Annotated in this window: 15 protein-coding genes; 6 read left to right on the top strand and 9 right to left on the bottom strand. The window is 68.5% G+C overall.

Annotated elements, in window-relative coordinates; all coding sequences use genetic code 11:
• The first annotated feature begins 6 nt into the window (after positions 1-6).
• Positions 7-2,955 (top strand): DUF748 domain-containing protein, encoded by a 2,949-nt coding sequence (locus tag HRU81_02245; GenBank protein QOJ31024.1) that lies wholly within the window; start codon positions 7-9, stop codon positions 2,953-2,955.
• Positions 2,956-3,066: 111 nt separating this feature from the next.
• On the opposite strand, the gene HRU81_02250 is transcribed toward HRU81_02245, so the two are convergent.
• Entirely contained in the window at positions 3,067-3,438 is a 372-nt protein-coding gene (locus HRU81_02250) for an RNA-binding protein (GenBank protein QOJ31025.1), read from the bottom strand.
• A 334-nt stretch (positions 3,439-3,772) separates the two neighbouring features.
• The gene (locus HRU81_02255) at positions 3,773-4,612 is read right to left on the bottom strand and encodes a hypothetical protein (GenBank protein QOJ31026.1); all 840 of its coding nucleotides are present in this window, start codon (positions 4,610-4,612) and stop codon (positions 3,773-3,775) included.
• A 254-nt stretch (positions 4,613-4,866) separates the two neighbouring features.
• Here HRU81_02255 and HRU81_02260 point away from each other — a divergent pair, with 254 nt between their 5' ends.
• The 4 genes from HRU81_02260 to HRU81_02275 all read left to right on the top strand — a co-directional run bounded on the left by HRU81_02260 (position 4,867) and on the right by HRU81_02275 (position 9,054).
• Positions 4,867-5,520, top strand: coding sequence for a VPLPA-CTERM sorting domain-containing protein (locus HRU81_02260; protein ID QOJ31027.1), 654 nt, complete (start codon positions 4,867-4,869; stop codon positions 5,518-5,520).
• Between the two features lie 173 nt (positions 5,521-5,693).
• Complete coding sequence (locus HRU81_02265; GenBank protein ID QOJ33245.1) at positions 5,694-6,884, top strand: MFS transporter; 1,191 nt, start codon at positions 5,694-5,696, stop codon at positions 6,882-6,884.
• Between the two features lie 179 nt (positions 6,885-7,063).
• Positions 7,064-7,669 (top strand): VPLPA-CTERM sorting domain-containing protein, encoded by a 606-nt coding sequence (locus tag HRU81_02270; protein ID QOJ31028.1) that lies wholly within the window; start codon positions 7,064-7,066, stop codon positions 7,667-7,669.
• Between the two features lie 350 nt (positions 7,670-8,019).
• Complete coding sequence (locus tag HRU81_02275) at positions 8,020-9,054, top strand: PAS domain-containing protein (protein QOJ31029.1); 1,035 nt, start codon at positions 8,020-8,022, stop codon at positions 9,052-9,054.
• 22 nt (positions 9,055-9,076) lie between these two features.
• Here HRU81_02275 and HRU81_02280 read toward each other — a convergent pair whose 3' ends face one another.
• Complete coding sequence (locus tag HRU81_02280; protein QOJ31030.1) at positions 9,077-10,216, bottom strand: DGQHR domain-containing protein; 1,140 nt, start codon at positions 10,214-10,216, stop codon at positions 9,077-9,079.
• A gap of 83 nt (positions 10,217-10,299) precedes the next feature.
• Between HRU81_02280 and HRU81_02285 the strand changes: the two genes are divergently transcribed.
• Positions 10,300-10,857: a DUF4136 domain-containing protein gene (locus HRU81_02285; protein QOJ31031.1), complete on the top strand. Its 558-nt coding sequence runs from the start codon at positions 10,300-10,302 to the stop codon at positions 10,855-10,857.
• Between the two features lie 10 nt (positions 10,858-10,867).
• On the opposite strand, the gene HRU81_02290 is transcribed toward HRU81_02285, so the two are convergent.
• The 6 genes from HRU81_02290 to HRU81_02315 form a co-directional block, all read right to left on the bottom strand.
• Complete coding sequence (locus HRU81_02290) at positions 10,868-12,364, bottom strand: DHA2 family efflux MFS transporter permease subunit (GenBank protein QOJ31032.1); 1,497 nt, start codon at positions 12,362-12,364, stop codon at positions 10,868-10,870.
• An 8-nt stretch (positions 12,365-12,372) separates the two neighbouring features.
• Entirely contained in the window at positions 12,373-13,464 is a 1,092-nt protein-coding gene (locus HRU81_02295) for an HlyD family secretion protein (GenBank protein QOJ31033.1), read from the bottom strand.
• Positions 13,454-13,927, bottom strand: coding sequence for a MarR family transcriptional regulator (locus HRU81_02300; GenBank protein ID QOJ31034.1), 474 nt, complete (start codon positions 13,925-13,927; stop codon positions 13,454-13,456). Before HRU81_02300 ends, HRU81_02295 begins: the two co-directional genes overlap by 11 nt.
• A 116-nt stretch (positions 13,928-14,043) precedes the next feature.
• Positions 14,044-15,522 carry an ABC transporter permease subunit gene (locus HRU81_02305; GenBank protein ID QOJ31035.1) on the bottom strand — a complete coding sequence of 493 codons (1,479 nt, stop codon included), beginning with the start codon at positions 15,520-15,522 and terminating at the stop codon, positions 14,044-14,046.
• Positions 15,522-16,964: an ABC transporter permease subunit gene (locus HRU81_02310; GenBank protein ID QOJ31036.1), complete on the bottom strand. Its 1,443-nt coding sequence runs from the start codon at positions 16,962-16,964 to the stop codon at positions 15,522-15,524. Before HRU81_02310 ends, HRU81_02305 begins: the two co-directional genes overlap by 1 nt.
• A 31-nt stretch (positions 16,965-16,995) precedes the next feature.
• Positions 16,996-17,697, bottom strand: a complete 702-nt coding sequence (locus tag HRU81_02315) for an ABC transporter ATP-binding protein (protein QOJ31037.1) — start codon at positions 17,695-17,697, stop codon at positions 16,996-16,998.
• Between the last annotated feature and the right edge of the window lie 64 nt (positions 17,698-17,761).

The following is a 17,761-nucleotide window of genomic DNA, read 5'->3' on the forward strand; positions in this document are numbered from 1 at the left end:
GCATCCATGCTGCGAGGCCTGCTGCGACGCTACCGCTGGCCGCTGGCCGCGGCCGTGGTGCTGGCGCTCTACGCGCTGGCGGGCTTCTTCCTGGCGCCCTGGCTGCTCGGCCGGCAGGTCGTCGAGCAGGCCCGCGTGCAGCTCGGGCGTGAGGCGCAGGTCGGCGAGATCCGCGTCAATCCGTTCGCGCTGTCGCTGCAGGTGCGGGACTTCCGCCTCGAGGACCGTGACGGCAGCCTGCTTGCCAGCCTCGGCGAGCTGCGCCTGAATCTCGAGGCGGAGAGCCTGTTCCGGCGCGCCTGGACATTCAGCGAGTTTTCCCTGGTGGCGCCGTACCTGAACCTGGTACGCGACCGTGCGGGCGGGCTGAACCTGCAGCGGCTGCTGCCGCCGGCATCGCCAGCGGCGCCTGCCACCGAGCCAGCCGGGCTGCCGCGGCTCATTGTGCGCCAGCTGCGCGTGGCCGATGGTGTCATCGATGTCACCGACCAGGTGCCGACCACCGCATTCCACACCCGCGTCGGGCCTTTCAGCGTGGCGATCGAGGCGCTGAGCACGCTGCCCGAGGCGAGCGGCCGCGAAGACATCGAGGTGCTGCTGGAGTCCGGCACCCGCCTGGGGCTGGCCGGTGACTTCAGCGTCAATCCGCTGCGTGCCGCCGGGCGCCTCACCCTGCATGGGCCGATGCTGGGATCGGCATCGCGCTATCTCAGGGACCGGCTGCATTTCTCCGTGGTTGCCGGCGTCACCGACTTGTCCTCCCGCTTCCTGCTCACGGCCCGGCCGCAGGGCGGGATCGAGGCGGCGCTCGACGAGCTGGCGCTGTCGGTCAGCGGCGTGCGGCTGACGGCGCCCGGCGCGCCCGACTTCCTCGGCTGGTCGCGCCTGCAGGTGACCGGCGGCAGCCTGCGCTGGCCCGCCAACGAGGCCAGTGCGCAATCGGTGGCTGTCGAGGGCCTGCGTTTGCGGGTACGCCGGGACAAGAGCGGTGACCTCGACCTGCTGCAGTTGCTGGCGCCGCGCGCTGACAGCGGTGCGGCAGAGATGGAGCCCGATACGGCGCCGGCATCAGCGCCGGCCACGCCAGCGCCGAAGCTGCAGGTTGGCGAACTGGCCATCCACGACCTGACGCTGGACCTGGTCGATGCCATGCCATCCACGCCCGCCGCCCTGTCGGTGACGGACCTGGACCTGACCCTGCGCGATGTCAGCAATGCGGCGGGTGCGCGTTTTCCGCTGGAGGCCTCGCTGGTGCTCGGTGGCGGCGGCAGTCTGGGCCTGAAGGGCAGCGTGGGCCTGCTGCCCTCGCTGATCCTCGACGCCGACCTGAAGGCCGATGGCATCCGGCTCGCGCAGGCACAGCCCTACCTGTCGGACATTGCCCACGTGCAGGTACGGGGCGGTGCGCTCGCCATCGACGGCCACATTGCCTCGGGCACGGAGGAGGTACTGGCGTTCGACGGCGACCTGCGCATCTCGGATCTCGACACCCGCGACACGCTGGAGAACCAGCGGCTGCTGGCCTGGCAGGACCTGCGTCTCGACGACCTCGAGTGGCGCCTCGGCGGCAACAGCGCGCGCATCGCACGCGTGCGCCTGCTGCGACCCTTCGCGCGCGTCTTCATCAACCGGGACCAGACCACCAACATCGGTGACCTGCCGGTCACGGCGCCCGCGGCCGTTTCCCCAGGTGCATCAGCGCCGGCTGCAGCAGGGACGAAGCCGCGGCCTTTCCGTGCGCACGTTGGACGGATCACCATCGACAGGGGCGAGGTGGATTTCACCGACCTCAGCCTGCCGCTGCCATTCGCGGCGCGGGTGCAGGACCTGCAGGGCGAGTTCACCACCATCGACACGGTGAGCAGCGCGCCATCTAGGATCGCGCTGGAGGGCCGGGTGGATCCCTACGGGCTGGCCCGGGTCAACGGCCAGCTGCGGGTGAGCGCGCCGACGGAAATGGCGGATGTCGGCGTGCTCTTCCGCAACATCGAGATGGCACCGCTGTCGCCGTACACGGTGAAGTTCGCCGGCCGCAAGATCGCCGGCGGCAAGATCGACCTCGACCTGCGCTACCGGCTCGACCAGCGGCGCATGGTCGGCAGCAACCGCATCGTCATCGACGAACTGGAACTGGGCGAAAAGGTGCCCAACCCCGATGCGATGGACCTGCCGCTCGGCCTGGCGGTGGCGCTGCTCAAGGATGCCAACGGCCGCATCGACCTCGACATGCCGGTGGAGGGCAGCCTCGACGACCCGCAATTCCGCATCGGCGGCGTGCTGTGGAAGGCCTTCGTCAACCTGGTTACCCGGGTGGTCAGTGCACCCTTCCGCCTGCTCGGCAACCTGCTGGGCATCGACTCCGAAGACCTCGGCCGCATCGATTTCACGCCGGGACGCGCCGATCTCCTGCCACCGGAGAAGGAGAAGCTGGCGCATATCGCCGAGGCGCTGGCGAAGCGCCCGCAACTGGAAGTGGAGGTGCCCGCCGTGGTGGCCACCGATGCCGACAGCACGGCACTGCGTACGGCGCTGCTCGACCAGCGGATCGCGCAGGCGCTGGCGGAGGCCGGTGCGCCGGCCTCCGGGCGCAAGCTCGAACAGCGCAGGCGGCAGGTGGTGGAGGCGCTCTACACCGGGCGCTTTCCCGACCGGCGACTGGCCGACGAGCAGGCCCGGTACACGGCACCGCCGCCGGGTGATCCACAGGGCAGACCGCGCCTGGACGAACTCGCCTACGTCGACGCGCTGCGCGCGGAGCTGGCCGCGGTGGAAAGTGTCGCTGACGCGGACCTGGCGGCGCTCGGTGATGCTCGGGCAGCCGCGGTCAGCACCGAGCTGACCGCTGTGCTGCAGGTCCCCGCGGCGCGCGTGCGGCTGTCGGGGCGCAAGGACGTGGCGCTGCGGGATGGCCAGTGGGTACCGGCCGAGATGGCGGTCTCCGGGGCTGGCAACTGATGCCGGGGCAGCCCGGCGGACGGGAATGAAAAATCGGCCAGGCAGCCCGCGATCACGGGCTGCCTGGCCGATGGCTGTCCGGCCGTTCCCGGCTGTGCCGGGAACCTGAACTTACCAGGAGCGTCCGCGGCCGCCGCGGTCACCACCGCCGCCGCCACGCGGGCCGCCGAAGCCGCCGCCACCGCCGCCGCGCGGTCCGCCGAAGCCGCCGCCACCACCGCCACGGGGACGGTCCTCACGCGGGCGGGCGACATTCACCTTCAGCGAACGGTCCTGGAAGGACTGGCCGTTGAACTGGCTGATGGCCTTCTGCGCATCGTCATCGCTGGCCATCTCGACAAAGGCAAAGCCCTTGGAGCGGCCCGTGTCGCGGTCCTTGATGACCGACACCGACTTCACGTTGCCAGCCTGCGAAAACAGCTGGCGCAGGTCGTCCTCCGTCGTCGAATACGACAGATTCCCAACATACAACTTGGATTCCATCTCTGCTCCTGGTCACTCAGATCTAACAAATGGCTCGTATACGACGGAGTTGCCGCAGGCTTCGATCAGTTCTGTTAGGAGCCGATTGGCGCTGTGTCGCTCTGTCTATTGGCCGGTCTGTCAGGGATGCCGTACCCGTGCCCTGATGTTCTCTGGCCTCGTTGGCGGCTGGCCTTTGCATTGCGCGGTCCGTATCCCCACAGGCGGATTTACATCCCCCCATGAGGCAGTCTACATGCGGCCGGGTCAATGCACCATCCCTCGGACAGGGGCGCCGGGCCGGGGCAGGAATGCCGCCCCGGCCGCAGCAGGCCGGGGGTGCCGGGGGTGGCGCCTAGTACATGACCACCGGCGGTGCGTTCGCTGCCGACCAGGCCTCGTAGGGGACGAACTTCCGGGACAGAAGATCCCAGAACAGCTGGTCCTCGAGCCAGCGCCGGCGCATGTGGGCCTGGGCCTGCAGCTCGGCCGGTCCCCAGGGCTCCAGGCGGCGCTTGCGGACCAGGTCGAAGTACCGTTCCATGCCGGTCCGGAATACATCGGCGACAAAGTCGAAGTTCTTCTCGTCGACCTCGACATTGGTGCCGAAGATGCTGGCCCCGGTACAGGTCGAGGGACGGTGCCACTTCCAGGCACCCTCGTTCGGCTTGCCGCAGCCGCCCACGACGTACTTTGCGGGGTCGATGCCGTGGCGCCGGAACACGGCGTCGCGCTCGCCCCGGAACCAGGCGAGGTCGGCCGGGTCCTGGGCTGCCTGCATCATGTCCAGGGTGCCGCCGAGGGTGCCGGTGCCGTCCTCGGCCACCTGCACCACGAAGGTGGCATGCAGCATGCCGGCCCTGGGTGTCTTCGGGTGCAGCGCGATCTCGAAGAAGCGGTTCCAGCGCAGGCCCCTGACGAAGGGTGGCTCCTCCACCCGGGTGATGGCGGTCATCACCGCGGCCTTTTCCAGCACCGGCCCGCGTGCCACCCGGATCTCGTAGCGCGCGTTGCCGGGGTCGACCACCGTCTCCACGAGAGTGGCGCTGCCGTTGAGCGCCGCGACTTCCCCGAAGAACTCCTTCTCGACGTCGATCATGAACTGCTGCATCTTCCGCGCCGCGACCTGTTGCGCGGCGGTGAGCCGCTCGAGGTCGTCGCCGGGTGTTGCGGCCTGCGATGTGCAGGCAAGCAAGATGCCGGCGAGCAGAGTGACAGCACGCAGATATCGGACAGGTTCAGCAGGCAGTGACCGATTTGCGGAGAAAATTTTCATTCGGCAGGCCTTTATGTAAAGGATGTCTTGCTGGTGCGCGACAGTCATGGTACCTGTCCAGCTGTACGCGTGCGCATCACACGCAGCATCAGGGCCAACATTGGTGGCTGCAGGCGGACGCGTAGAAGCCAAAGACTCGCAAATCAACAACACTCAATCCGAGGGGGACAACGATGTCGTTCAAATCCGCACGCCGGCACCTGTTTGCCGTGGCTGCTCTCGCATTGCTTGGCGGTACGGCCCAGGCCGCCACCACCTACCAGCTGACGTCCATGACCTTCAAGACTTCGAGCGCACCGGGCACCTATACCTTCGGCAGTGGCCCGCTCGCCGCATCGGCCTGCCTCACCTGCGGAAGCTCTACCGCGATCGATGACGGCATGGGCAACCTGACGGTGAATACGGTCTCCTACAAGCTCGCGAACTTCGGTGCGGACATCATCCACACCTTCTCCGGCACGACGACCCTGGGCGCCTCGACGACGCTGATCAAGAACGCGGGTGAAACCTGCGTGGAAGGCACCGCCGGCCCGCCGAGCTCGCCGCACCTGTGCACCTCGACCGACATTCGCGCCTGGACGGGTGACTGGTACAACGGCTTCATGGCGGACGGTGTCACCCCGTCGGCAACGGCCCAGTTCTCGGCCGTCGTCACCGGTTCCAACCTGGCCCTGAGGGTCCGCAAGTCGCGCGACAACCCGGAAAGCCTGGCCTGGCTGGAGATCACCTACAACTACCAGGCGGTGCCGGTTCCGGCCGCGGTGTGGCTGATGGGCGGCGCACTCGGCGCGCTCGGTGTCGCACGCCGTCGCCAGCGCAACAGCTGATACCGGCGGTGGGTGCCCCGGCTTCCGCAAGCGGATAGCCGGCAGCGACCGACCACGAAAAGGCCCTGCCCCGCAGGGCCTTTTCCTTTTCCGGGCCATGCAATACTGCAGCGGTGAGCGTGCCGTCGTCCCCTGGTGAATTCCGTCGCGGCTGGCCCGTGCTGCTGGCCTCGCTGCTCGGCATCGCCTGCGGGGCCTCGCCGCTGCCCTTCAACACGCTCGGCTTCTTCATCGGCCCGCTGCAGCAGGAATTCGGCTGGTCGCTGCGCGACATCAGCCTGGGGCTCACCATCTATGGCGTGCTCGGGGCGCTGCTCGCGCCGCTGTTCGGCAGCCTCGCGGACCGCCATGGCGTGCGACCGGTGGCGCTGGGTTCTCTCGCGGCCTTCGGCCTGGTGTTCGCCGGCTTCGCGCTGGTGCCCCCCTCGCTGGCGGCGTTCTACGGCCTGTGGGTGCTGGTGGGGCTGGTGGGCATCGGTTCGACGCCGGTGACCTGGTCGCGTGCGGTGAACCTCTGGTTCTTCCGACGCCGCGGGCTGGCGCTCGGCAGCACCCTGGTCGGCACCAGCATCGCGGCGATGCTGCTGCCGCCGCTGACCGTCTGGCTCATCGGGCGCTTCGGCTGGCGCCCCGCCTTTCCACTGCTGGCCCTGTTGCCCTTGGGCCTGGCCCTGCCGGTAGGCTTTGCGCTGTTCCGCGAGCCGCGGCCGGACGAGCGTCCGCAGGAACTCTCGGCGGTCGCCCGCGAAGGCAGTCCGCTGCTCGCCGGCCTGACGCTGGCCGAGGCGAGGGCGGGGCGACAGCTGTGGATCCTGCTCGCATCCATCCTGATGATCGCCTTCGCCTACGGTGGCGCCGTGATCCACCTGCCGCGGATGCTCGAGGCGGGCGGCTACACGCCGGCGCGGGCGGCGCCGCTCATGAGCCTGCTCGGCCTCTCGGTGCTGCTGGGGCGCATCGGCAGCGGGCTGCTGCTCGATCGCTTCTGGGCGCCGCTGGTCATGCTGCCGCTGCTGGCGCTGCCGGCGGTGGCCTGTGTCCTGCTGATGGGACAGCCACCCGCCCCCGCCACGGCCGCGCTGGCCGTGGTGCTGCTCGGCCTGTCCTCCGGTGCCGAGACCGACCTCATCGCCTATCTTGCCGGCCGCTACTTCGGCATGGCCCACTACGGGAAGATCTACGGCTTCCTGTACATGGGCTTCGCCCTGGCCACGGCGGCATCGCCCGCTGCCTACGGCTGGGTGCGCGATGCCACCGGCAGCTACGACAGGATGCTGGCCACCGCGGCGGTGCTGTTCGTCGGCGGGGCGCTGCTGTTGCTGGGGCTGGGGCGGTATCCGCCGCATCGAATACCAGCCAGCTGATCACGAAGTTTCCGACATTAAGTTCACTCGAGCGGGCTGAGGCAGGTACTTTCGAGAAATTCAGCCTTTCGGTTGACGACGGGCACCGTCAGGCGTTGCTACAAGATCCCCCAAGACAAACGAATCGAGGGCGGGTTACGCCGGCACCTCGTGCACGAAATTCCAGAGGGGGAAACCAGATGAAGAGCGAAATCGGGCCTCAGGTCACGCTGGCAAGCAACTGGATCAGGAGATGGGGTCTCGCACGGTTGCTGCTGCCCGCAGCACTGGCGAGCCTGCTGTCTTCCCCGGCCGTCGCCATGACAGTCATCTATGCCTGGACACCTGATACCGGGCAGGGCGGCACGGGCACGCTGACCCTCAGCAGCCCGGGTATTTCTGACCCGGCGAATTTTTCTGCCATCGCGGCAAGTTCACTGACTGGAATGACCTACCAGTGGAACAACGGTGCGCTCATCAACCTCGGTTCCATCTTGACGAACAACGCACCGAGCTGGACGGCGTGCAACGGCTACCTGATCACCGGTTTCCAGATCACGGCCAAATCCGTGCCGCCGACCAGTGGCACCTTCAGCCTGATGAACTCGGCCGGTAGTTGCCTTGCCGGGCCTGTCGCTTTGCCGGGCCCCGGCTACAACGCCACGAATTCAGTCATGTATGGCCCTGAAGGCAATTCTGGCCATTGGACCTTCCAGAGCACGGTTGTGCCGGTTCCGGCTGCAGGATGGCTGCTGGCCTCGGCCTGCGCTGCCCTGGCCGGCGCACGACGTCGTCTGAAGTCCTGAACCTGCCCACGGGCCAGGAAGGAGAAAGCCACGCTTGCGTGGCTTTCTTTTTTTGGGGGATTCACCCAATTGGGGGATGCGCATGATGCGTGCCCGGCGCAAAGCTGCATCACCACGCAATGACTTCTTCCGAAGCCGGGAGGCAGGTCTTGCAGGAATGTGACGATACTGGCCGGAGCCGGACCGCATCGGCCGGGGGGGTGGGCCCTGGCGGGCAGCCTGATGCAGGCCTGGCACCGCACTTTTCCGAGCTGCTCCTGTGGCTGTACGGGTTCGCTACCGGGGAAGGGGATCTCCGCGAACTCTGCGTCCGGCTGGCGGTGGCACTCGAGTGCGGCTGGGTTGGGCTGGTGCGGATTTCCGCCGATATCGACGGTGTCAGTGAGATCCTGGGCCTGGGTGCGACGCAGGCCACCGAGTTGCCTGATGCGAGTGGCATCGTCACTGCCTTGCGGTCCAGTTCGGTGGTCGATGGCTTCTTGCAGGGATCACCTGATTGCGTGTCGATTGTGCTCCCGGTGGATGTCACCACGGGCAACCGCCATGACGATTGCCTGCGAGCGGTGGTGGCGCTCCATCGCAAGGTGGATTGCCAGTACATGCTGTGCCTCGGTGGCAGCATGGATACCACCAGCTGGACACAACTCGAGCAGGATATCGTCCGGTTGCTGCCGTACCTGCGCCAGGCTGCTGCCCTCCGCGAAGTCGCGGAGCAGTATCGGATCATGGCGCGGGCGGATGCCGCGATTTTCAACCGGGCGCCCAATGCGCTCATGATGCTGATGCCGGACGGCACTGTCGCCTATCTCAACGATGCCGCCCGCCGGCTCCTGGCCGCTGCGGATGGCATGAGGCTGGCCGGGTCCCGGGTCGTGGTTCACGATGTCATGGTCGATGAAGCCATCCAGGACGTGCTTGAAGGCCTGCGGCATGGGAAGGAGGGCCGGTTACCCGTGGGCCACGACCTGCTGGCAACCCGGCCCTCGGGCGCGCGACCCTATGTGGTCAGCCTGTTGCCCGTCATCGTCACGGGCGGTGAAGCCTTGCTGCTTCCGCGCCGGTGGTTGCTGGCGATCGTGACCGACCTGAGTACCCGGCGAATCCCGGGCGGGGCTTATCTGCAGCAGGTCTACGGCCTCAGCCAGGCGGAGGCGCGCGTCTGCCTGAAAGTGGGGGACGGTGACAGCTTGGAGGACATGGCGGCCGAGCTCAATGTCTCGGTGGCGACCGTGAAATCCCACCTCCTGCGCATCTATCGGAAGCTCGATGTCGACTCACGGGTCCAGCTGGCACAGGTCCTGCAGGGCCACGTCTGGACCTCCAAGCCGATCATCGTGGACCTGGGAGCCAAGGCCAGCAGGTCACAGGGCCTCGTGCGCGGCTGAGGATCGCGTTGCCGGCGACCGATCAGGACTCCGGGTTACGCTCCGTCCGCGGCTTCACCTCGATCCCCGCGGCGCGTGCCAGCTCGCGGTGGATGCGCCCGACGCGCTCGATCTGCCCCTTGGCGGGGAAGCGTTCGTAGAAACCCTCGCTGCGGAACTCGCGCAGCTTGCCGGCCCACGGAGCCAGGCGCCGCTGCCAGCGTTGCTGGCGGCCTTCGACAGGCTCGGCATCCTCGCGGCAGAGGTCGAAGCACACGCGCAGCATGGCCTTGATGGTGACCGGTCGCGTCACCATGTAGCCGGCGTGCCCCCAGGCTTCGCCCCAGACCTTCTCGGCGGCCTTGAGGAAGTCACGCACGCGCTCGTAGTAGCGCTCGGCGTCGCGGGCCAGGTTGCCGCGGCGGGAGAGGCTGCGCCAGTCGGCAAGCGCCCATTTGTGCAGTTCGCTGAAGAGCTCCGCCTGCAGGATCCACTTCTCCTGCCGGCTGCGGTTGCCGAGGCGGTTGATCTTGTAGCGCAACGGGCTGTCGCCGCCGTTGTAGAGACGCTCGACGATCCGCGCGGCAAACTTCTTGTCGGCAGCCGCCCAGGAGACGCGCTCGTAGAGATCGACGAGGTGGCTCTTGTTGATGCGTGTCGGCGTGGAATTGATGATGACGAACATCTCGGTGGCGAAGTCCTCGCTCTTGCCATCGAAGATGACGCAGGGCACGTGCATGGTCTTCGCGTCCTGCGGGTGCTGCTTCGCGTAGAAGTGCAGGGCCGCGAGCCGGTGCTGCCCGTCGATGATCAGGTAGCGGCCGCGCGGCTCCTCGAGGTTGCCGACGCTCTCGTAGCGGTCGAGCGGATCGAAGCGCAGGGTCTCGCCGGTGAACAGCAGCACGGTGCCCGGGATGGGCGGCTGGCTCACCGCGGTGTCGTAGAAATTGCGGATCGCCGCGACCTTGCTCCTGGAGAGCTGGCGCTGGAATGCCTTGTCGGTGGACTCGACGCGGGCGATGAACTGGCCGACCTCGTCGCCGGCGGCGACTTCCTCGGCGGCGATGCGGTCCCCCTCCGCGTAGAAGCGGCTGATGAAACGTACCTTCGCCAGCAGGTCCTCGGCCGGGTAGGCCACGAAGTAGAAGACGCTGTCTTTTTGCCTGACGCGGGTGGCCAGCATGGGCGGATCATAGCGCAGTTTGCCGGGACTGGCCGCCCGGGGCGCGCTACGATGCAGGTCATCCCTGCCCGAGGAGGCCTGTCATGCGCCTGACCCGGTACGCCGTCGGATCGCTGGTGGTGCTGTGCACGCTGGCCGCCTGTGCCACGGGCTCATCGCCGCGGCACGAGTCGCAGAGGGATGCAGGGACCGACTTCGCTGCCTACCGCAGCTTCGCCTGGCAGCCGTCGCTCGGCGAGGGCGCGGGGGACCAGCCCACGCGCCTGCTCGACGCCAGGATCCGCGATGCCGTCCGCGCCGAACTCGTCGCGCGCGGCTATGTCGAGGACGAGGCCAGCCCGGGGTTCCGGGTGACCTACGAGACGACGCTGAAGGACAAGGTGAAATCCAGCCCGTTTCGCATCGGCATCGGCATGGGCGGTTTCAGCGGCAATGTCGGCGGCTCGGTCAACGTCGGCACCCCGAGCGTGAAGAACTACCAGGAGGGCACGCTGGTGATCCACGTCATCGATGCGGCGAGCCGCCGGGAGGTCTGGTACGGCACGGTTTCCGGCGAGGTGGACCGCAGCTCGCTGGATGCGGCGGCCGTGGCACGTGCCGTGGGCATTGCCATGGAGGGCTTCCCGAAGCGGGCGCCGTGAGCGCTTCGGGTCAGCGGCGCGGCGCCCGCAGCAGCCACAGGAAGGGCAGCATCGCCGCGGCCACCAGCGCCAGCAGATAGAAGGCATTGTCGTAGGCAATGGCACCCGCCTGCCGGGTGATCTCCGCGACAAAAGCCGCGGTACCCGCATCCGCGCCCGGATGACGGCCGAGCAGCTGCCAGCGATCATGCGAGTAGGCGGTGAAATGCTCGACCAGCTGGCTCTGGTTGGCGCGGGTGGAATGCGCCAGCAGCGCCACGCTCAGCGATATGCCCATCGACGAGCCGATGTTCCTCGCCAGCGTCAGCAGGGCACCCGCCTCGGCGCGCTGCGCATCCGGCAGGGTGGCGAAGGCGGCGACCGTCAGCGGCACGAACGCCAGCGGCACGCCGAAGCCCAGCACCATGTTGGCGCCGACCACGCGCTGCCAGGGTGTGTCGAGGCTGAAGTGCGCCATCAGCCACAGCGCGGTGGCCGTCAGCAGGATGCCGGTGGTCATCAGCCCGCGCGCGGGAATCCGGCCGGTCAGCCGCCCGGCGGCCAGCATGCCGCCGATCGCCGCCAGCCCGCGCGCGGCCATCAGCCCGCCGGCCTGCGTCGGCGAATAGCCCTGCAGCGTCTGCAGGAAGGTCGGCAGCAGCACCGCGGGGCTGATGACCGCCACGCCCACGGCGAACATGATCACCACGGAAGCGCTGAAGTTGCGGTCGAGGAACAGCGCCGGGTCGACGAAGCCATGGTCCCGCGTCAGGCTGTGGACGATGAACATGTAGAGCGCCGTCGCCGCGAGCAGCGCCTCGGCCATGATTTCCGGGGATTCGAACCAGTCGAGCGTTTCGCCGCGGTCCAGCCCGAGCTGGAACAGGCCGATGGCCAGCGACAGCAGCACGAAGCCCTGCAGGTCGAACGGCCGCGGCCGCGCCGCCGGCCGCTCCTCCATGGCCGCGAGGATGCCGAGGTAGGCGAGGATGCCGACCGGGAGGTTGACGTAGAAGGCCCAGCGCCAGCCGAGGTTGTCGGTGAGCCAGCCGCCCAGCGTCGGACCGATGATCGGTCCCACCATCACGCCCATGCCCCAGATCGCCGTGGCCCTGCCGTGGGCTTCGCGGGGGAAGGCCTCGAGCAGCGCCACCTGCGACAGCGGCACCAGCGCCGCGCCGAATGCGCCCTGCAGGCCGCGGAAGACGACGATCTGCCCCAGGCTGCCCGCCAGCCCGCAGAGCATGGAGGCGCCGGTGAAGCCGGCGACGCTGGTCGCCAGCACCCGGCGCAGGCCGAGTCGCATGCCGAGCCAGCCGGCCAGCGGCGTGGCGACGGCGCTCACCACGATGTAGGAAGTCAGCACCCAGGCGATCTGGTCCTGGGTCGCCTGCAGGCTGCCCTGCATGTGGGGCAGGGCGACATTGGCGATGGTGGAATCGATCGTGTAGAGGAGCGTGGCCAGCACGGCCGCCGCGCTGAGGACGATGCGCCCGCTTCCCGTGGCTGCCGCGGCGGCGGGTGGCATCGGTCCGCTCAGCCGCTGCGGCCCAGCCAGGCGGCGAGCCGGGTGTGCGCCCCGGTATCGATCTCGACGTCGGCGCTCATGCCGGCACGCAGCGGCGGATCGCCCGGGTGGGTGTCGAGCAGGATGCGCACCGGGATGCGCTGCACCACCTTGACCCAGTTGCCCGAGGCGTTCTGTGGCGGCAGCAGGGCGAACTCCGCCCCGGTGGCCTGCGCGATGCTCTCGACCCGGCCCTGCCAGCGGCGGCCGCCATAGGTGTCGATCCGCACGCTGACGCTCTGGCCTGCCCGCACGTGCGCGAGGTCGGTTTCCTTGAAGTTCGCCTCGACCCAGGGTTGCTGGTCGACGACGATGGCGAAGCAGGCCTCGCCGGCGATGAGGCGGTCGCCGACCTTGGGCAGGTGGCTGATCACGCCGGCCTGCGGCGCCACGATGACCGTATGGGCGAGGTCCAGCCGGGCGCGCTCGACCACGGCGGCCGCCGCGAGCACGGCGGGGTGCTGGTCGGCGGGCATGTCGGGATCGCCCGCCAGCCTGGCGCGTGCCTCGGCCAGCTGGAGTTCCAGCACCTCGGCGTTGCCCCGGGCGCTGTCGGCATCGCGATGGGCATTGTCCACGGTGATCTCGGCCACCAGATGACGGCCCGCCAGTTCCTGCTGGCGCCGGTAATCGCGCACCAGGTAGGCCGCGGTGCGCCGGGCAACCTGCAGCTCGGCGAGTTTCTCGCGCCAGGACGCCCTGAGGCCCTCGACCTCGGCATGCGCGCTGGCGAGTGCCGCCTGCGCATGGCGCAGGGCGACGCGCTGCTCGGCGTCGTCGAGCACCAGGATGCGCATCCCGGCGGTGACCGGCTGGTTCTCGCCCGCCAGCACGGCGCGCACGTTGGCCGTCAGCTGGGGCGCGACGTCGACCCGATCCTGCTGCACATAGGCGTTGTCGGTGGAGACGTAGCGGCCGCCGCTGGCGAACCAGGCGAACGCCAGCGCCAGGACCAGCGCCGGCACGACCCAGAGCAGCAGGGTTCGCAGCCATGGCCTGCGCCGCAGGGCCGGCGGCGCCCCGGCGTCCTCGTCCAGCGGCAAGGGCAATTCATCGACCATGGGAACGCTTCCCGGGTGCGGTGGCCTTGCCGGAGCTGAGGTTGTCGCGCACCCGGCCCAGCAGTCGCCAGAACGTCTCCTGCTCGGCTCGGCTCAACCCGCTCATGGCGCGGCGCCGGCTGGCATCCACCAGGGCGTGCATGCGGGCGATGGGCGCGCTGGCGGCGGGCGTGAGGAACAGGCGCATGGCACGCCGGTCGGCGGGATCCGGGGCGCGGCGTACCAGGCCCCGCTGCTCCAGCCGGTCGATCATCCGTCCGAGGGTCACTGGCGTGACGTCGAGCATGCTGGCCAGCTGGCGCTGGCTGCAGCCCTGGTCGCGGTCGAGGCAATAGAGCAGGCGCCAGAGCTCCGGCGTCAGCCGGTGCGCCTGCGCACCGCGCAGGAAATCGCGACGGATGAGGCGCAGCAGGTCGCTCAGCGCGAAGCCGAGGGAGCGCTCGCGGGCGCCGTCGAATGCCATCCGGTTGGCCATAAGCCATGGCAATAATAAGCAAGGCTAACTAATTGCACAATGCCGGCTGCAGGTGGTGGCATCACCTGGTCGGCGATGCGTGGGGCGTATCCGCGGTGGTGTGGCTAGCGCGCAGCGACCTGGTAGCGCCGCAGGCCGACGAAGGGCAGCGCCGTCACGCCGATGCACACCAGCAGCAGGCCGGCCAGCGAGCTCGACAGCCGGCCGAGCACCACGCTCAGCGGCTCCGGCACGTAGCTGAAGGCGGGGAACTGGTCGTAGTCGGCCGGCCGCAGCGGCTCGCGCCTGAGGAAGCGGCTGGCGAAGAAGTCGTTCCACTGGCCGCGGAAGCGGAAGGCCTGGTCGAGGAAGTCCTGGTAGCGGGCGGTGCTGGTGCCGGAGATCTCGTTCAGCGCCAGCTGCATCATGATCGCCGGGGACAGGTACTGGAAGCGCTGCACCAGGCCTTCCTGGTGCAGGGACTGCTCGCGGAACTGCTGGTAGAGGGGCAGCAGCGCCTGCTCGATGTTCGCGGCATTGGCCTGGGCGAGCGTCAGGAAGTCCATCGCCCGCTGGTCACCGGTGGGCACCTGGTCCATGTGCTCGGAATAGAAGCGGTCGAGCGCGCTGCCCATGTTCTTCTCGCCCGCGGTCTGCGCCTCGCGCGCGGCGACGATCAGGTCCATGCGCGACGGTGCCGGGTACAGCGTGGTCGCCAGCAGGCTGACCAGCGTCGGCACCACCACCACGAGGATCAGCCAGATGCCGGCGAGGATCGTGCCGTTGGTGGCCGAGCTGCGGCCGTAGACGTTGACCAGCACCGCCAGCGAAAACCAGAACAGGCTGTAGAGCAGGGTGGCGAGGATCCACAGCGCGAAGCGCAGCCAGGTCTCCGCCTGGTCGAGCTGCGTGCCCACGCCGAGCAGCGCCAGGAGGCCGAAGCCCACCACCACCGCGAGGATCACCGCGGCCCGGGCGACGATCTTCGAGGCCATCAGTTCGCGCAGCGATACCGGGTGGGCGAGGATCATCGCCAGCGTGCCGCGTTCCTTCTCGCTGGACAGCAGGTCGTAGGTCATGGCGAGGATGAAGATCGGCAGCAGGAAGATGACCACGAAGGCGATGTCGAACGGCCCGGTCTGCAGGTTCACCGGGTTCTCGGTCTCCAGGTTCTTGATCATGTCGAGCGTGGTGCCCATGGAGGCCGGCAGGTAGTTCAGCTGCACGTCGCTCTGGCCGATGGACAGGGCGGCGAGTCCCGTGGGCGGCAGTGCCACGTAGGCCGCGGTCTCGGCGCCAACGACCCCGGCGTTGGTGCCCTGCGGCGGTCCGCGGCCGGGGACGTGGTTGACGGTGGCGAACTCGTAGGCACCGCCGCTGGCGGCGACCTCGGCGGCGTAGGCCTCGGTGTCCTGGCGCATCTTCGCGCGCTCGCCGTTCTCGTAGGCGGCGGCATCGGCAGCGCCCTTGGCCTGGCGCGCGATGGTGCGGCTGCCGGCGAAGGCGGCGAAGCCGATGGCGAAGACCAGCAGCGCTAGGATCGCCCACAGCGCGCCGGTGCGGGCGAGCGAGCGGGTTTCGTGGGAGATGATGAGGCGGTACATCAGTTTTTCTCCAGGCTCATGTGCCTGACCGCGACCAGGGCCAGCACGACGGCGGCCAGCAGCCAGCCGGCCAGCAGGGTGAAGTTGCCGGCCTGCGAGGCGACGATGTCGCGCAGCGCCGGAGGCTCGTAGCGGAACGGCGGCACGATGGCGAAGACATCCTCGTTGGCGACCATGTAGTTGGTGGCGCTGTTGACGCCATTGAGGTTCGCCGCGGCCTGCGACAGGTAGGAGTTCATCTTCTGCACCATGTTGCGGCGGAACACCTCGGTTTCCGCCATGAACTTGTTGTGCTGGATCAGGTCGGTGCCGGCCATCGTCATGGAAATCGAACGCAGCGGCAGCAGCGGCGCCAGCACGCCCAGGCGGTCCTGCAGCCGCAGCTGCCGCGCGTACTCGTCGCGCACCGCGTTGTAGTGCTGCTCGAACACCGGGTGGTCGAGCTCCTCCAGCTTCTGCATGCTGAGCGCCGTCCAGTACAGCGGCAGGTCCTGGACGCGGGAGACGCCGTACTTCTGGAACAGTTCGCCCCGGTACTGGGCGAGCTTGATGCGTGGCGACACGCCGTCTATGCCGCGCTTCTGGTGCTCCTTCATCTCGGCCATGAAGGTGCCGAAGGCCGGGGAGGGCGTGGCGAGCCTGGATATCTCCGCCGCAGTCTTCGGCATGATGAAGGCGGTGAAGGCCCAGAAGCCGACCAGCACCATCAGTGCCGCGCGCGCCGTCTTCGCCCAGGCGGAGACGGCCAGGGTGAGGAACAGGAACACGGCGGCATAGCCGAGGTACGCACCGCCGATCAGCGCCACGCGCGTCCAGATGCCGCCACCCGCGGTCTCCAGGCCGGTGGCTGCCAGCGCCAGCGTGCCCACTGCCAGGCAGGGCAGCACCACCAGCAGCACGGCGGCGGCGATGCCGGCGGCCTTGCCCCAGAGCAGGTTGCCGCGGCTGACGCCCATGCTCATGAGCTGGCGCAGGGTGCCGGTCTCGCGCTCCCCGGAGAAGGCCGTGAAACCCAGGAAGATGATCAGCAGCGGCAGCAGCACCTGCAGGATCATCGCACCGTTGAGTTCACCGAAGCGCGCCACCGCGCTGGTGTCCGTGGCCGGGCGTGCGATGGCGAAATTCTGCTTGTGGGCCTCCATGAAGACGGCCGTGCCCGCGTAGTTGACGATGCCGCCGTCGAAGAACGCCAGCGGCCCCAGCGGCTTGAACGCGTAGTTGCCGTAGTGGGCGGCGGTGTGGGGATTCTTGTCGCCCTGCTTCAGCCATTGGTTGTTGGTGGATCCCTGGGCGGCGGCCTGGATGCGCGAATAGGTTTCGAAGCGCTGCCAGCCGGCCAGCATCGAGGTGACCAGCAGCAGGACCATCAGCGCGGCGGTCCACTTGAAGCGGCCGTCGCGGACGATCTCGAGGAATTCCTTGCGGGCGATGGTGGCGATCATGGCGTTGGCTCCCCCTGTGCCGCTGTCCGGCTCAGTGCATGTGCTCGAGGTAGATGCGCTCGAGGTCGGCGTGGGAGACCTCGTCGGTGGACAGCTCCTGCACCAGCTGGCCGCCGCGCATGATGCCGATGCGGGTGCCGGTCTCCTTGGCGCGGAACAGGTCATGGGTCGCCATGAGGATGGCGGCGCCCTCGGACTTCAGCTGCACCAGCAGTTCGGAGAACTCGTTGCTGGCCTTGGGGTCGAGCCCGGAGGTGGGCTCGTCGAGCAGCAGCGCGCGCGCCTGCTTGGCGAGCGCGATGGCGACGCCGACCTTCTGGCGCATGCCCTTGGAGTAGGTCTTCACGCGCCGGCCGGCGGCGTCCTCCTGCAGGCCCACGCGGCGGAGGAAGCCGCGGTAGTCGTCGGCCGAGTACTCGTCGTGGCCGCCGAGCCGCGCGAAATACTCCAGGTTCTCCATGCCCGTCAGGTTGCCGTACAGCATCACCTGCTCGGGGATGTAGGCGAGGTAGCGCTTGGTCTGCAGCGGGTCGGCATTGACGTCGATGCCGTTCACCCGGGCCACGCCGGAGGTCGGGGTGACGAAATTGAGGAACAGGTTGATGGTGGTGGTCTTGCCGGCGCCGTTGGCGCCGAGCAGGCAATAGATGTCGCCGCCGTTGACGCGCAGGTTCAACCCCTTGAGGGCCTGATAATCGCCGTAGGTTTTCTTCAGGTCGATGGCTTCCAGCACGATGATGCCGCTCCCTCAATGGCTGAACAGAAGACGCAGCATGCCCCCGCGGCAGCCGCTGTCG

It is taken from the genome of Gammaproteobacteria bacterium, from assembly GCA_015709695.1.
GTDB lineage: Bacteria > Pseudomonadota > Gammaproteobacteria > Steroidobacterales.

Excerpts from the sequence above, each read along its gene's own strand:
- HRU81_02245 (QOJ31024.1), top strand. The coding sequence starts at position 7 with ATGCTGCGAGGCCTGCTGCGACGCTACCGCTGGCCGCTGGCCGCGGCC.
- HRU81_02250 (QOJ31025.1), bottom strand. The coding sequence starts at position 3,438 with ATGGAATCCAAGTTGTATGTTGGGAATCTGTCGTATTCGACGACGGAG.
- HRU81_02260 (QOJ31027.1), top strand. The coding sequence starts at position 4,867 with ATGTCGTTCAAATCCGCACGCCGGCACCTGTTTGCCGTGGCTGCTCTC.
- HRU81_02270 (QOJ31028.1), top strand. The coding sequence starts at position 7,064 with ATGAAGAGCGAAATCGGGCCTCAGGTCACGCTGGCAAGCAACTGGATC.
- HRU81_02280 (QOJ31030.1), bottom strand. The coding sequence starts at position 10,216 with ATGCTGGCCACCCGCGTCAGGCAAAAAGACAGCGTCTTCTACTTCGTG.
- HRU81_02285 (QOJ31031.1), top strand. The coding sequence starts at position 10,300 with ATGCGCCTGACCCGGTACGCCGTCGGATCGCTGGTGGTGCTGTGCACG.
- HRU81_02290 (QOJ31032.1), bottom strand. The coding sequence starts at position 12,364 with ATGCCACCCGCCGCCGCGGCAGCCACGGGAAGCGGGCGCATCGTCCTC.
- HRU81_02295 (QOJ31033.1), bottom strand. The coding sequence starts at position 13,464 with ATGGTCGATGAATTGCCCTTGCCGCTGGACGAGGACGCCGGGGCGCCG.
- HRU81_02300 (QOJ31034.1), bottom strand. The coding sequence starts at position 13,927 with ATGGCATTCGACGGCGCCCGCGAGCGCTCCCTCGGCTTCGCGCTGAGC.
- HRU81_02305 (QOJ31035.1), bottom strand. The coding sequence starts at position 15,522 with ATGTACCGCCTCATCATCTCCCACGAAACCCGCTCGCTCGCCCGCACC.
- HRU81_02310 (QOJ31036.1), bottom strand. The coding sequence starts at position 16,964 with ATGATCGCCACCATCGCCCGCAAGGAATTCCTCGAGATCGTCCGCGAC.